8 protein-coding genes are annotated in these 15,980 nt (G+C 52.4%); 2 read left to right on the top strand and 6 right to left on the bottom strand.

Annotated elements, in window-relative coordinates; all coding sequences use genetic code 11:
• The 5 genes from M2133_RS12185 to M2133_RS12205 all read right to left on the bottom strand — a co-directional run bounded on the left by M2133_RS12185 (position 1) and on the right by M2133_RS12205 (position 10,835).
• Complete coding sequence (locus M2133_RS12185) at positions 1-2,205, bottom strand: PCMD domain-containing protein (RefSeq protein ID WP_277466420.1); 2,205 nt, start codon at positions 2,203-2,205, stop codon at positions 1-3.
• Between the two features lie 6 nt (positions 2,206-2,211).
• The gene (locus M2133_RS12190) at positions 2,212-3,567 is read right to left on the bottom strand and encodes a DUF4493 domain-containing protein (protein ID WP_277466421.1); all 1,356 of its coding nucleotides are present in this window, start codon (positions 3,565-3,567) and stop codon (positions 2,212-2,214) included.
• Positions 3,568-3,585: 18 nt separating this feature from the next.
• Positions 3,586-4,350: a DUF4493 domain-containing protein gene (locus tag M2133_RS12195; protein ID WP_277466422.1), complete on the bottom strand. Its 765-nt coding sequence runs from the start codon at positions 4,348-4,350 to the stop codon at positions 3,586-3,588.
• Positions 4,350-6,944, bottom strand: coding sequence for a DUF4493 domain-containing protein (locus M2133_RS12200; protein WP_277466423.1), 2,595 nt, complete (start codon positions 6,942-6,944; stop codon positions 4,350-4,352). The genes M2133_RS12195 and M2133_RS12200 overlap by 1 nt, the downstream gene beginning before the upstream one ends.
• Before the next feature lie 147 nt (positions 6,945-7,091).
• Positions 7,092-10,835, bottom strand: coding sequence for a glycoside hydrolase family 2 TIM barrel-domain containing protein (locus M2133_RS12205; protein ID WP_277466424.1), 3,744 nt, complete (start codon positions 10,833-10,835; stop codon positions 7,092-7,094).
• Between the two features lie 330 nt (positions 10,836-11,165).
• Here M2133_RS12205 and rocD point away from each other — a divergent pair, with 330 nt between their 5' ends.
• Both rocD and rocF read left to right on the top strand, forming a co-directional pair.
• A complete protein-coding gene (gene rocD / locus M2133_RS12210) occupies positions 11,166-12,371 on the top strand; it encodes an ornithine--oxo-acid transaminase (RefSeq protein WP_277466425.1) in 1,206 nt (401 codons plus the stop codon).
• Entirely contained in the window at positions 12,368-13,264 is an 897-nt protein-coding gene (gene rocF / locus M2133_RS12215) for an arginase (RefSeq protein ID WP_277466426.1), read from the top strand. Before rocD ends, rocF begins: the two co-directional genes overlap by 4 nt.
• A gap of 4 nt (positions 13,265-13,268) precedes the next feature.
• Here the strand turns inward: rocF and M2133_RS12220 are convergent, their stop codons facing one another.
• Positions 13,269-15,689, bottom strand: a complete 2,421-nt coding sequence (locus tag M2133_RS12220) for a BamA/TamA family outer membrane protein (RefSeq protein ID WP_277466427.1) — start codon at positions 15,687-15,689, stop codon at positions 13,269-13,271.
• Positions 15,690-15,980 lie beyond the last annotated feature (291 nt).

The raw sequence follows: 15,980 nt of genomic DNA on the forward strand, positions 1-15,980 counted from the left end.
TTATTCAAAATCATCTATTTCAGTGAATGAAGCCGCGTTGTAGTCGAAATGCAGTTCGAACTCATCGAGGTATAACGTGCTGCCTACGCCACCGGTAAAATAGTCACCGTAGCGGCTGGCCGAAGCGACGATCAGTACGTACTTGGGTATGCGGGTCACGTCGCGGTACACGATATCGATCTCAAACGGTTCGTATGCCGTCATGGCCTCTGCCGGACTGCATTGGGAGACGTCGAGTTCGCCATACGCCAGGATCTTGTCGGAAGAGAAATCGACAAATGTTCCCGTAGTGGTATTGGCCTGGAATGGTTCATCCCAATCGGTCAAAGCAATATAGATACTACACATATCCTGTTCCCCTTCCAGCGCTTCGTACGGTGCTTTCGCCTTGTCGATCAGTTTGGGCTGATACATATAATATCCGGACAACTTGGTTGGCCTTCCGGTATATGGTTTCCCAAAATTCAGGGAAGCGCCAACGCCTTCCACACGGCCAAAGGAGCCCGTATAGATATTTCCGGCCGCAAAGGCGATCACGACATATTTGGATTCCAGTTTGGCGGCAGCCGTTCCGCCGACAATCTGATCGTATTCCGGTGCTGTCGGGTTCACGGCACTCACGGAGTTCGCTCCGTAATTGCCCGAATCCCAGAAATTCCCTTTGCCACCGAGATACCAGCTCTTGCCACTCTGTTCCCAGTCGTCAAAATTCAGGTTGGGCACGACCGGCGTACCTGCCGTAGTGAATGCCACCGGACTACTTGCCTGCTCGCTTCCGTCGATCGTTGCCATGGTGCGGAACGCGTAGTCGGTCAGCGGTTCCAATCCGTTGATCAAAGCTTTCCAGTTGCCTTGTCCGTCGGATTGCGGAATCACGGTTTGCCAGTTCTTTTCGTCTTCATCGGCCAGGCCATATTGGAAAGACACATCCGTTCCTTCCGGGCTACAGAACCCTTCCAACACGGCAAACGTAGCCCATTTGTTGTATTCTTTGGGCTCGAACGCCAGCAACGGCAGGTTGGGCTTGATCGTATACTGCAGATCGAGTGTTACCTCTTGCTGATAATTATCCAGGATCGCCAGCGTGATGGTATAGTCCCGTTCAGACTCTTCTTCCGGTTGCAGGTATTCGCGCGCCATCTCGGCCAGATCCAAGGTGTAGACGTATTCGTCGGTAGAGACCTGCTCTTCCGTGCCGTTGATCAACAGGCTATTGAATAGATCGCCGGACTTGAGCCCGTCGAAGATCGCCGGAAGGCCCTCCCGGGTGAACGACTCGGATAGCTTGAAATAGAGTGCTCTCAGTCCGGACTGCGTTGTGATGATCACCTGATGCGTATCGATCACATCATTGTCTTTGCGTATGTCGAGCGATGTATGGTTCGAAATCTCTCCTCCGTTCACCTGGGTAACGACTTCCACTTCCGGCTTTTTCGGTCTATCCGCCGCCGAGGTGTATCCGGGAATCAGGATCGTACATTCCACCTCCGACTCGATCTGCTCGTTGATCGTCACCTCTATATCCCCGCCGGCATTCTTTTCGCCTTCACCTTCGGGTTGCAGAGCGAATTTCAGGACGTAGTGATAGCGCGGGCGGATGTCTTGAAACAGTTTATTGAACTGGAACTTAAGCCCGTTCGTTTTGTTGGTCAGGTTCAGGTCGACCGATAATTTGTCCGTAAAATAGAACCCGGCGCGTTTTTCCTCTTTCCCGAAGGTCAATGAGCCGGATTTCCCTTGCACCACCGCTTCATACGCGCTGAAATACTGCTCGACCGCTTCCGAGAACTCCACCGATACCTTCGTATTGGCAATCCGACATTCGACCGAAGCGTTGGTGGTCTGTCCGGAGAGGATATTCACCTCTTCCTCGCCGTAATAAAAAGGCGTATCCCATTGGCTTACCTCGTCGCTTACGGAAGAGACGACCACCGTGTAGACCCCGGCCAGAAGCGTGATGCGTTCGCCTTCGACATCCTCCCTGTAGTTCTCGAAATATTTGACTTCCTCGCCGTCTTCGTTTAGAAAGGAGACCGACAAGACTTCGTTGGTCACCGGAACACCGGCTTTGGTGTACAAGGTCTCATTCTTCTCCACACCCAATAGAATCGTTCCTGTCGGGCATTGTCCGTTCTGTTCGTCGTCGCAACTGCAGACGATGGCCAACAGGAACAACACCAACCCATATAGCGCGTTTCTTTTCATCTTTCCCTACGTCAGTTTAATCGTTAATGTTTTTGTTACGGATTGTCCTTCCTGATCCACTACGGTCAGTTTGAAGTTGTATGACCCACTGCCGAACACCGCGATCATCGGCACAAAATCGCTGATGTCGAACACGTTGGAATACGCATCCTGGGGTTTCGACAGGTTGACTGCCGCCAGCATCTCTTCCTGTGTGGCCGTCAGGTTCATCATATCGAATGGCTTATCCAATTCCATCGCTTCCAGGGCTTCGATAAAGTCGCCCGCCGAAGAGGTGATCTGGATATATAAGTTCTTCAATCCGTTCGGACTATTGATATTCAGCTTGACTGTAGCCCCACTTCTGGCTTCGTCTACCGTCATGCTGATGGGTGCCGACAGTCCGTTACCACTGATCGAAGGCGCGTTATTCTCGTTTCCACCCGGGTTATCACTTCCCCCTTCTTCGGGTTCGATAAAGTCGGAAGGAATTTCGATCACATATTCCCGTTCGATCAGCGAGACATCCACTTTGATGGTCGGGACCGCAGTCCCTTCGGTCTCTTCCGGGTCGGGATCGGGGTTTGGATCGGGATTGTCCGGGTTATCCGGGTTATCCGGATTATCCGGGTTTGTCGGTTCCTGCGGTTCGAGGCTTTCGAGGATATCCAGATTCACCAATATATTATTGTGTTCATTCAATAAATCATTGGAATACAAGTTGGTCGAATAGGTCAACGACTTTCCTTCCGCCGTGGTCACATGGATGATAAAGTCCAGTTGCTGGCTTTCCTTGAAGTAGGCGGTACGCGTGTCCTGGTGTTTCTGCGTGAGGATGCCCCGGCCGTTGGTCAGGATAATGGTATAATTGGGCCAGAAGTTCTTCAGGAAATCTTCGGATACCGCTATCGAGATCTTTTTATTGGCCAGCCCACAATCCATGGTCACGGTAGAGATCTCCTTCGCATTGACGGTGATCGTGCCTGTGCCTTCGTAATACGGTGCGTCGAATGCCGCCTCTTGCAGCTCTCCCAACGCGGCTTTCACGGTGTACGTGCCCTCATCCAGCATCAGTACAGTGCCTTGCGCCAGCATCTCCCGGTAACTGTTGAAGTAATGCACCCGCGTTCCGCTCGCATCGTAGATGGAGATGGTAAAATCATCGGGCGATAGCTGTTCCGCCTCCTCCGCTGCTCCCGACTTCAGGGTCACAGGCGCTTCCCGCAAGGGATTGAGCGTGAGCTGAAGAGCTCCCTGCGCACCTGTCATCTGCGCCGAACCGGGTGTTTCGGTTTTGCCTCTCAGCTCTTTTTCCATCTCGCAGGAGGTATTGAAGAACAAAGTTCCCGCGAGGAGTATAGTCAGTATAGAACGTTTTTTCATCTGTCGTACTTGTTTGAATTAAAGCGATTTGCCAACGATCTTTTCGGTGTCGATCGTGATCATGAAATACTCTCCCTTGAATGGGCCATCGCCATTGAAGTCCGGATCTTCTCCCTCCCGGTTGAAATAATAGACGCGGGCAGTAGAGGCATCGCCGTTCTTCGGCGTACATTCGATCGTCACTTTCAGGTACAGGCAGTCGTTGGTGAAATAGATCCGGCTGGGGCTATGCTTTATCAGGACGGCGGAGATACCGGTATCCTGCTCGACGGTGATCTGATAGATGTCGGCGAAGAAATTGCGGAAAGCATCGGTCAATATGATCTCTACCCCCAGACTTTCATACCGGCATTCGACTGTTGCCTGACTGATCGAATGGGCTTCGATCCGCAGGTCCGTCGATCCGCAGAAATAAGGCATGTCCATCACCGGATCCGGATCGCACGAGAACGCTTTGACCGTATACTCGCCAACAGGCAGTTCCAGCGGTGTGCCTTCGGCCTGCATATCGGTAAAGGTTTCAAACCGTTTGTAGTAGTTGTCTTCCCCCTTTTTATAGATCTCGATCACGAAATCTGCCGGATCGATCAGGGTGAAGTCGGCCGCTTTGCTGATCACGATCGGCTCGGAAGGATCGAGCGCCGGCAGTTGCAGGCGCAGTCCGCCTTTGTCGGGACCCGAGAAGGTGAACGCTTCGTCGGAGTCCGCCCCACAGGAAGAAAGGCAGAACCCGGCCAGGATCAGGCAGAGGCAGCGCGTGATTGTTTGTTTATTTATTTTCATTATTCCGCGTAGTTTAATGTGACATTATCAATTTTGAGCGTGCTGCCGGCATTGACATTGCTCAGATTCTCAAACGTTCCCGGGTATGCAGCCGCAGCCGCTGTGGCACTTGCTTTGGGAACGCTGATTTTCTGTCCGGCGGTGGTGCCAAAATCAGATTCTTTATCAGAGGAGGCAAAGAAGATCTTGATTGCCGTTGCTTTCAAAGCCGTTTCTGTGTACGTGATAGGCAGCGTACATAACGTATAGTCTGTTGCTGCACCGGCCGAAACAGGACGTGATCCCGTGCCGATAACTTCATCTCCCGCATAGACAAGGACATCCGAGATAAAGGTCTCATCACCGAAAGCGCTATAGACATATTCAAAGGAAACACTGGAAGGACGGGAATTATGATTCTTCTCATAGACTAACTCACCTCTTGCTCTTCCATTTGCAACACTGGTATCGATCGATCGGATAACCGCTGCGAATTGATTTGTCTCATCCCGGTTTTCATAGACCACAGTCGGGAAACACCCTTTGGGAAGATTTGCAGCGGATAAATCGGAGAAAGGCGCTCCTGCCGTTACACTATTATTGGTTTTCCAGTAGCTGATATCCGCCGTACTGTTCAGGATAGGGAAAGGAATATATTTAGAGGCAATCCCAAGGAACGTACATTTTGTATTACTCAAGTACCAGGTATTCATATCTCCGTACATCACCTGCGCGTTCTCTTCCGTGGTAAACGATTCGGTCACCGCTGTACTGCCGGATATCGCTTTGAGATAGTATGTCTTGCCGGGCGTCAGGTTATTAACCGGTAGATAGGCTTTGCCATCGCTGACCGTATAATCCGTCTGATCGGCAAAGGTTATATTGTCTTCCGACAGCGCCAGTGCGATCTCCGATTGGTTTCCTTCCGTCAATCCGTGTACCTCGACAATGGCGCGCGCTTTCCATGCCCAGACTTCCGGGGCGGGGATGACGATCTCAACAAACGGAGTCACCGCGACGGAGAAGCGCATCGGGCTATCCTGGAATGCTTCATCGACCTGGTCGGTCGCCTGTATGGCAAACGTATAGTCCGCATTCAGGCCAAAACCTCCGGCTTCGAGGTGTTGGGTGAACGATTTGCCGAACTTTAATTGATCATCTTCAAAGACAATACCTTCCGGCAGTTCGTCTGAGCCGAGGGAATAGTTTCCGATCTGTTCGCCATCGCGATAGATTTCAAGCGTTGCCTTTTGTATTCCGGCATCCGTATCGAACGCGACTTCGATATCCTGCGACAGTCCCTTCTTCTCCATCACCGTATAATCCTGGAGATTGGTGGCGGTCAAACGAGAAGGGCCTACGGCATTGGGCTTCACCGTGAGCGTTGTCGTATCCGAGGAGTTCGGATTGATCGGTAAGGCATCGATGATATATAAGCTGTACGTATATTCCACTTCCTGCTTCGAAGGCGGCAGTGAAGCCAGTGCCCGGGTGAAATGGATGCGTCCGTTTTTGATGCCCGCAAGGGTGTTATGTTCTTTGTCATTCGCCTGGTCGGTGAAACGGATACCCATCGCCTGCGCGGCAGCGGCTCCTTCCGGCTGGGCCAGATCATATTCCTCGGTCACCGTCTCGCCATTGGCTTTGCAGCCGACCTGCAAGATCGCACTGGCTACGGAAGCCGGCACGATATAGTCCAGGTAATAGTGCTCGTCGGCTTTCTGCAGCGTGCGGTAGGTGATATCACTAAGCATCAGCTCGAACTTCTCTTTCCCCCAGGTCGGCTTGTCTACCTCTTCATACGAATAAGAAGGAATATCCATATCGAGGATAACCTCGTCCAGGTCGTTGTTCAACGTCACGACCAGGCCGATACCATTGATCGCCTCACCATCGGTCTTGAACAACAGATGCACATTCTGACGCGGTTCGATCGGGATGGCCGACGGTTTATAATAATAGGTATTGGGATCGTCCAGGCGTTGAAGCTCGAGAATGATCTCCAGCTCCGTGCCGCCCGCGTCCGAACGGAAATAAGCCGCTCGTTCTTCCTTTTGCCCCACGGTAAGCGTATCCGTCAGATACGGTGTCAGGAAATGCACGGCATAGGTGGGGTAGGCTTCCAGGAAATCTTCCTCGAAATCCACCGTCACCCGCGTGTTCGCCAGCCGGCAAACAACTTCAATAGGTGTGCGCATCTCACTCTCGATCGCGAAATTCATTTGCCCTTCAAAATAGGGACTGAGGAATGCTCCGGCTACGTTTTCCCCTTTGTGCGCCTTCAGCGTATAGGCACCGGCTTCCAACAAAATCTCTTCGGGCATCTCCGCGTAGGTGGCGTAGTCTTTGTGTGTACCCTCTTCCTGCAAGATACTGACGGCATAGTTGGCGGGATCCAAAAAGTCTTGAAACTCATCGGATACGGCTTTCGTCGAAACACTTTGCCGGAAAGTGGTATCGGTATGCAACGCCAGCGTCAATCGTCCCGGTTGCCCGGAGGATCGACCCGAATCGTCGCTACAAGAAAATAAACCGGCAAGCCAAAACGCCATAGTCAGTAGAGGTATCGTCTTTTTTATCGCTGTCCGGATATGTGTTGGTCTTCGTTTTTCCATTGTGCGTAGTCTATAAATCGTGCAAAAGTAGACCGAAAATCAATGTCAAACAAGGTAAAAAGAGTTAAGAGACCTTTCCACCTTTAAGATAGACCAAGATATTCTTTGTTTGGGAGAATCTCCCTGAGGCTTGTGCCATCCGGTGTTTTACTCCGAAACCGGCAGGATCGTAATCTCCCTTTCATACGCCTGTGGCATAACACGGTAGGCGTTGAAGATCGAACGCGCTGTGCAACCTACGCCGGAAGTGGCATAATCGAGATTGAACGTGATACCGTCCTGCTCCTGCAACTGATACGTAAACATTGCTTTGGTGAGGTTCTCCGTGGAATAGGGATAAGCGTTGAAGTTGAACAGCTCGTTCACCTTGAAAAGCAACCCGCGACCTTCCTTGTCTTTCATCTTCACCCACCGGTTGTCGGTACGCAGGCCATAGTCTTGCGGGATCAGGTAGGGTTCATACATTTCCTGAACGGAGGAGTTGTAAACGCCTACCTTGTATCCGGTCTTCCGGTCGGGATAGTTTTCCTGCGGACCGCGGCCGTACCACTGCACCTGGTCCAGGCTTTTATCCAGCGTCATCGTCATGCCGATACGCGGCAGCCAGAGTGGCATTCTCCCCTGCGGCAGGATGGTGTGGTGGATGTTTATCTCGCCGTCGGCAGTGATGGTGTACGTGTACAGGCTTTCAAAACCATTGCTTTGCATTCCCCAGATATAAAGATCTTTCATCTCGCGGGTACTGCTGCCGAACAGGCTGATCTCCCGAATTTGGATATAGGCTTTCCCATCCAGTTCATAGGCTTCAACGGATAGCGGACAATGGATCAGGGTATCGAGCCCCATCGAATAGAATTCGGTTGCTACATGTCTTCCGTATCCTTCTTTCCAGTTGAGGCTGCGGGCGTTGCCGGCGTTCCAGTCGTCCAGCTCATTGGCTAAAGGAGCGCGCCAGACATTCAACTTCAACGGATCGCAAAGCATTTCTTTTCCCCGGTAAACGAGAGAAGACAAGCTTGCTTTTTCTTTGCAAAAGAGATATCGGAAATCTTCTCCGGAAACCACGATCTCCTTCTCCGATTGTTGAAACGATAATTGACCTGTCGATTTCTCTCCGGGCATTTCTTCTTTATACCAGGGCAATTCCAGTTGATCCCATGCCACCTCATGACCGGCGGGGGCCCAACATTCATCTTGTTTCAATACGGAACTTACCGTGAGCCGGTATTCTTTCCCCGGTGCCAAAACAGGTTTCGTATAAGGTATCTTTATTCGTTTCTTTGTAAGGGGCGGTACGGATAGCTGCACTTCTCCCTGTTGGAGGATCTCGCCGTCGGCTTCGAGGAACCAGCGGGTCGCATAATGCGACGCGTCGAGGAAATGGTTCCGGTTCCATACTTCCACCCAGCCTTTTTCCGCGTCGATCAGGGAGACCGCAAGCGGTTGAGGCGATTTCTTCATTTGCCACATCTCGGGCTGCACATTTCGGTCGGGCCAGATGCTGCCATACGTGCGGGCACCGATACCGTAACTATAGAAAGATCCTTCCGTCCGCTCCTCTTCGAAGTCCAGCCATAAGACCGCCTCCTCCGGACGAAACGCTTCGGGATGCCTGGCTTCCGTGAAGATCCCTATCCTATCGAGCTTGGCATCGCAGATATAGACCTTTGTCTCCTGCCCGTGGATCTCCGCGTTCCTTCCGATATTGACCGGGAAGGGGAAGTTCTTGATCTTGCCCTTTGCCGCCAGGCTTCCTTTCTTCTCTCCATCGATATACACCGCCATCTCTTTTCCGTCGTACATACCGGTAAGCTGATGCCAGTTGTTCTCCCAGTCCGCAGGCAAGGCGATGCGCAAAAGATGTTTCTTATCCGTATAGAGATAGAAGTCGAGAGAGTCTTTCCCGTGCTGTTGCAAGCCGAACTGGTAACTGCCTTTGGTGATAAAAGAACCGCAACTGCTCACCAGCTTGCGGGGATAAACGTGGCAGGTCAGGGTCAGCTGCTCGGTGGTGATCTCCGTATTCGCTTGCCGGTACACTTCCACCCATTGGTCGTGTCCGTTCAGGTCGAGCACCTTCTCTTTACCTTCTTTCACCAGTCGGGCATTGCCCATCAGGTGGACCGGCGTGTGAGAAGGAGAGTTGTCGGTCAGGCTTCGGATCGGTTCGGTGACTCCGGTACTGACAAAATCCCAGATCGCACCACCCATCGTGCGGGGATGCGCATAGATCACTCGCCAGTAGTCGTCCATTCCGCCACCGCCGTTTCCGGCCACCGACAGGTATTCGTCCATAAAGGAAGGCCGCAGTTCATTCGGATCGGGCGAGACACCGACCTGCATCTCCAACTCCATCGGTGTGGGATAGCGCGGACCGATAATCTCTTCGGCCGGATGCGCGAAGGCGTTGCCGCCATACATCCACGAACGGGTCGGATCGTACTTTTTCCCCTCCCGTATCACTTCGGTAATATTAAACCCTTCACCACTTTCGTTTCCGGCACTCCAGAAAAGGACGGAAGCATAATTCCGGTCGCGCAACACCATGCGGCGGACACGCTCGCGATACATCTCCGTAAACTCCGGCCATTGAGAGACATACTCGGAAGCATGCGCCTCCACACCGGCCTCGTCGATGACATACAAACCATATTCATCGGCCAGTTCCAGGTATTTATTCACCGGCGGATAATGAGAAGTTCTGACCGCATTGAAATTGAATTGTTTGAGTATCTCAAAATCCTTGCGGATCGTCGCCTCGTTCATCACATGTCCCAGTTCGGGATGCTGCATGTGGGAGTTTTGCGCATGCACCTTCAACGGCACACCATTCAGGTAGAATACTTCGCCCCGGATCTCCGTTTCTTTGAAGCCGATACGTGCCTCAGCCTGGTCCTGTATCGCCCCTTCGGATGTCAGTAAATACATTTTCAAGCGGTAAAGATCCGGTGTCTCGGAGGTCCACTTCAGGGGATTGGCGATCTGCTGCTGTAGATTGATCTTTTTAGTCCCCGGCTGATCCAGCCCGAAAGGTTCGCTGATCAATTGCGCTATCGGTTTGTTTTCCTTATCCCACAACTCGGCTTTGACGGTAAAAGAGGAACCGGCTTTCGTCTCTTCCGTATATTTTTTAATCGCTATCGCCAGGGAGAGCTCGGCATCCGTATAGGTCGCGTCCAGATCGGTGATCACCTGCCAGTCGAAAAGGCGTACGGTGGGAGTCGCATACAACCACACATCGTCGAAGATACCGGCCAGTCGCCAATAATCCTGCCCTTCCAGATAATAGCCATCGGAATACTTCGTCACGAAAACGGCAATCGTGTTCTTCCCGGGGCGCAGGTAAGACGTGATATTGTACTCGGCCGGTTCCTGCGCCCCTTCATTATACCCTACTTCTTTCCCGTTGATCCACACAAACGAGGCGGAAGCCACCTTCTCCATACGCAGGAAGACCTGCTCACCCTTCCACGAGGCCGGGAGCGTAAAGCTTTTCCGGTAGGCCCCGCTGGGATTATATTCCCGCGGCACGTGTGGCGGATTGGCCTTGAAAGGAGCGCTCACGTTGCGGAAAAGCTTATCGCCATAGCCCTGCATCTCCCAATTGGAAGGCACGGTAATCATATCCCATTTGCGGTCGTTAAAGTTCTCCCGGTAGAAATCCGCAGGTATCCCTTCCGGCACATCACTCCAGCAAAATTTCCAGTCCCCATTGAGCGAGAGCTTTTTCTCGGGAATAAAATACGCCCGGCCCTCTTCCTGATTCCATTCGAAAACAGCAGGATTCTCAATATAGTCATACAGATTCTCCAGGAAATCACGCTCTTGACTCCAGGCAAGCCCCACGGAGGAAACACATAAAAACCCCAAAAGGAATAACAGACGTTTCATAACAGATGGCATATTAGATTTATAAATAACTGATTTGCGAATGTATGAAAAAAGTCCCAAACTTTGATTACCTTTAAGAGGGAGTATTCACCGCCACAATCCCCCTTTTTCAAAACATTACGCTTTGGTTGAAAAAACATTGCGCTTTGGTTGACCAAAGTGCGATGTTTAATTTGGGTATCGTTTTTTTGGCTTAGACCGTATCTCGGCGTAATACCTGCTTCTTAACATATTCTTTTCTATATCAACTTGTCAACTTGATTTCGTAGATTTGCCGTGTAGATGGCGGCTGACGCTTACATTTTGCTAATTTACTAAATCTATAACGCTATGATGCCAAAAGAGTACATTGCTCGGGAAGAGAAATTCGGAGCACACAATTACCATCCGCTACCGGTGGTATTGGAAAAAGGAGAAGGAGTATTTGTATGGGATGTGGAGGGGAAACGGTATTTCGATTTTCTCTCCGGCTATTCAGCCCTGAGCCAGGGGCATTGTCATCCTAAGATTATTGAGGCTTTACATCGACAGGCTGATCAATTGACGCTGGTGTCGCGGGCCTTTTATTCCGATGCGCTGGGTGAGTTTATGGAGTTTGCCTGCCGCTTTTTCGGTTATGACAAATTGCTGCCGATGAATACCGGAGCTGAGGCGGTGGAAACAGCCCTGAAGTTGGCGCGTCGCTGGGGCTATCGCCGGAAGAATATTCCACCGGAGAAAGCGAAGATCGTGGTTTGCAGTGAGAACTTCCACGGCCGTACGGTCACGATCATTTCGATGAGTACCGATCCGTCGTCTTATGCCGACTTTGGCCCGTATACGCCGGGCTTCATCAAAATCCCATATAATAATGTCGAAGCTTTGGAAGAGGCCTTGAAAGATCCCGAGGTGGTGGGTTTCTTATTGGAACCGATCCAGGGAGAGGCCGGAGTGGTTGTTCCCGACGAGGGTTACCTGCGCCGTTGTTATGACCTTTGCAAACAACATCAGGTATTGTTTATGGCCGATGAGATTCAAACGGGTATCGGTCGTACCGGACGTATGTTCGCCTGTGATTATGAAGCTGTCCGTCCGGATCTTCTGATCCTGGGCAAAGCGTTGTCGGGAGGCGTACTGCCGGTTTCCGCCGTACTGGCCGACGACGAGGTGATGTTGACGATCCAGCCGGGCGAGCATGGCTCGACGTACGGGGGTAATCCGTTGGCAGCCAAGGTCGCCATTGCCGCTCTCGAGGTTGTCAAAGACGAAAAGTTGGCGGAGAACAGCTATGAGATGGGAGTCTTGTTTCGCGATGCCATGGAAAAACTGCATCACCCGATGATCAAACAGGTACGCGGGAAAGGATTATTGAACGCCGTTGTGACCGAACCCAAAGGAGGGAAGACCGCCTGGGATATCTGTCTGGCTTTGAAAGAAAACGGCTTGCTGGCCAAACCCACGCACGATCATATTATCCGTTTTACCCCACCGTTGGTCATCACCCGCGAGCAGATGCTGGAAGCGATTGAGATCATTCGAAACACTTTTGAGTCATGAAAGTAAACGTGATAGGCGTCCCCTTGAACCTGGGGTGCGACCGGGAAGGGGTAGAGAAGGCTCCCAACCATTTACGCGAAAGAGGATTGATGGACATTATCCGTCGGCACGGGCATCGGGCGTTTGACCTGGGCAATCTCTATGTGCCGACAGTCAGCAAAGAAGATAAATTCGCCCGCAGCAAGAGCATGAAATACCTGGATGCGATCGTGGAGGTAAACAATAACCTGGCCGAACTGGTCTATGATACCCTGCGTGGGGGGGCTTTCCCTTTGGTGGTCGGAGGCGATCATTCGTTGGGGTTGGGAAGCGCGTCCGGTGTAGGTAAATGTTACGATGACTTCGGCATTATCTGGCTCGACGCCCATGGCGATATCAATACGAACGAGACCTCTCCAAGCGGTAATATTCATGGCATGCCGCTCAGCGCTTTGATGGGGATGGGTAGTGAAGAACTGGTCAATGTCTATGCCCCCGGCAATAAGGTGCATCCGGAGAATGTCTTTCTGGTGGGTACGCGTAGCCTCGATGAAGGCGAACTGGAACTGATCAACCGCGAACGCCTCAGTATCTATCCGATGGAAGTGATCCGCCGCGAAGGTATGGCCTTTGTCGCCGATGATATCCGCCGCAAGCTCAAAGCCCGCAAGATCCGCAACGTGCATTTCAGTATCGATGTCGACAGCATCGACCCCACGTATGCGCCCGGCACAGGCACACGCGTACCCGAAGGCCTTACCCCCGATGAATTCAAAGACTTCGTCGACCGTATCCTGGCCACCAACCTGATCAAGTCCATGGACCTGGTCGAGCTCAACCCCGAACTGGATCTGCACGAAGCCACCACCAACCTCTGCCTGGATATTATTGACTATATGGCGGAGAGGATCTGATAATCTAAAACGGATACCCCACCGCCAAATGCCAGTTGAAGGCGTTGTATTTGCTTTGGAAGGGGTTGACGTTGAAATAGCCTTTCCGGTCGGTGGCATACGGGACGTGCAGGCCGAAGCCGAAGTCGAGGCGGAGCAATAGGAAACTCAGGTCGTAGCGGATACCGAAACCGGTGCCTAAGGCGAGGTCGTTAAAGAATTCGCCGGCTTTGAGGCGGGTGTTGGGGCGGTCGTCGGCACGCATGGCCCAGATGCCTCCCCAGTCCATAAAGAGGGCGCCGTTGAGGTCGCCTACCATATTGAAGCGGTACTCGAGGTTGGCTTCGAACTTGATATCGCCGATCCGGTCGATATAGGCGTAGGGGTTGAGGTATTCTTTCCAGTCGGCGGGGTCTCTCTCCGGATCGAAGCGGCCGGGACCGATCGAACGGATGGTGAAAGCGCGCACGCTATTGGCGCCTCCGATATAGAACTGCTCGCTATAGGGGGAGACGGTGGCGTTGCCATAGCTGTAGATCACACCGGCCATCGCCCTGGCAACCAGGCGGTTCTTGCGGTCGATGCGATGGTTGTAGCGCACTTCCGTCGTCCCTTTGATAAACTGTGCAAAGGGCACACCGAATAATTGTTTGTTCTTCTGGTCAAAGTTTTTGCCGCCGATGGACGAAAGTCCACCGATCAGGTTGCCGGCCTCTGTCAGGGTAGTCGACCAGGAAAGGTTATGCCGATCCGAAACGGATGCGTTATCGTAGGTAAAGGTATAACTCATCGCGGGGATAAACTGGCTTTTCAGACTCTCGTAAAGCCCCTGATTCGCACTGGCGATGCTATCGGTAAAGAAGGCTGTCGGGTTCAGTTTATTGTATGTCAGCCGGAACGGACTGATCTGGTGACGGGTCATTGGCGTCGGTCGGAAGTCGTAGGTCATACTTCCGCTGAAGGAAAGCATCTTGAAATACTTCGGGCGGTTCAACAGGTCGGCGCTCAGTTTGAAGGTCGTACTCGAAGGCTGCTCCAGGTCGCGGTAGATATATCCCGGGAAAAGGAGGAAAGGGATATTCAGGGTCGAGCTCAGGCCCAGTTCATAGCTGTTGACCTTGGAGCCGCTGGCGCTCGCCCGGTTACCGGTTTGCCATTCGTACGCTCCTTTCAATTGCACACCAAAAGTCTCCCCACCTTTGAACGCATTGCGCCGCGTCAGCGAGAAGATCGCGCCCGGCCCGGCATAATTGTTGTCTTTTGTGCTGGCGTTGATCTCGAACTCACCGTCGTAGGGGAGGTCGTACACCGTATGGATCTGGACATCCAGGATATTGTTCTGCTGGAAAAGGCTGCTTCTCCGCTGCAGGCTGTCGAGGCGGTTCGCGCCCAGTCGCTCCCGGCCCTGTTCTCTTGGATCACGGTTCCGGCGCAGGCTGTCCTGCGCAGTCGGGCGGGGCGCGTATTGAAATTCGGCATAGCGAAACACATTGAGGCGCGACAATCCGGTCTGCGTGCGTTGCTGTTCATCCAAGGTATAGAGGTCGTCGGCTTTGAACCGCAAGCGCTCGTATAAGACCGCCGGGCGGACCCGCAATTTGCCTTCGTAGAAGATTGTCATATCTTTATAAACCAGGGAGTCGGTAGGCTTTTCGCCGTTATACCCATCGATATATACCTGTATATTCCCGATGCGGTAGGGGATCAATGCATTGGGCGGCGTACCTTGCTTGCGGGCGACCTGCAACCATACCTTTCCGGGACTGATCAGGGTGTCTGCCCGATAGCTCAGGTACTCGGGCCGGTAATAATAGAAACCGTTATTGCGCAGGTCGGAAGAGATGCGTAGCCGTTCGTTCTCCATCTGCACCACATTGAACGGATCGCCTTTGCGGAGCAATGTCTTATCCAGATTAGCCTGGATAATCGTATCGGCGAAATGGCGCATGGGCATATACCGGATACTGTCGTAGCGATAGACCGGGTTCATCTCGATGGTGTATCTGATCTTGGCCTTCAGGGAATCTTTCTTGTCGGGGATGATCTCGTAACTGCTTTGTCCGTTGAAATAACCGTTCTCGCGCAATACATTGTGTGCGACAGCCACGCGCACATCCGGATTGACAGTCGTCAGAAGGACCGGCTGGGCGGCGAACTTCTCGAATATCCATTTGCCGATGCCGCTTTTGTATTTCTGGAAACCGCTGTAGATCCAAAGGCCGACGGGCAGGGGAAAGCGGGTGGTGGAGCTGCCGAACAGGGCGTTGTTGGGCGCATAGTCCAAGGCGGCTTCGACTTCCTGCATGGCGGCATTGCTTTCCGGGCTCTTGTTGGGATCGGCGACAACGATCTTTTCAATACCGGTATATAAGATCTCGCCTTCGGGCAGGTGCCGGGTGGTGGAGCAGGAGGTGAAAAGGAGGAAGAGGCAGACGAAAAGATACAACGCTATGCTCCTTATCCCAAAATTGCAAATAGAGCATCTAAGTTGCGATTGTTGTCCTATCTTGGCTCCTCTCCTGGACAGGAGAGGGGGACCGCCGCTTGCGGGGGTGGAGAGGTTGTCTTTTCCCAGTAAATAATTGTATGTTAGGATCCAATAGGAACGACCGCCCCACCGCTGCAAGCAGCGGTCCCCTAAATTCCCCTCCTGCCCGAGGAGGGGTGCCCGCAGGGCGGGGTGGTGGGAGGACCAGGCGGGGAGCCCAGATAGTATGCTTGGTATATATGATATTTT

The sequence above is a fragment of the Parabacteroides sp. PF5-6 genome, assembly GCF_029504695.1.
In the GTDB taxonomy this organism is placed as follows: Bacteria; Bacteroidota; Bacteroidia; order Bacteroidales; family Tannerellaceae; genus QVMG01.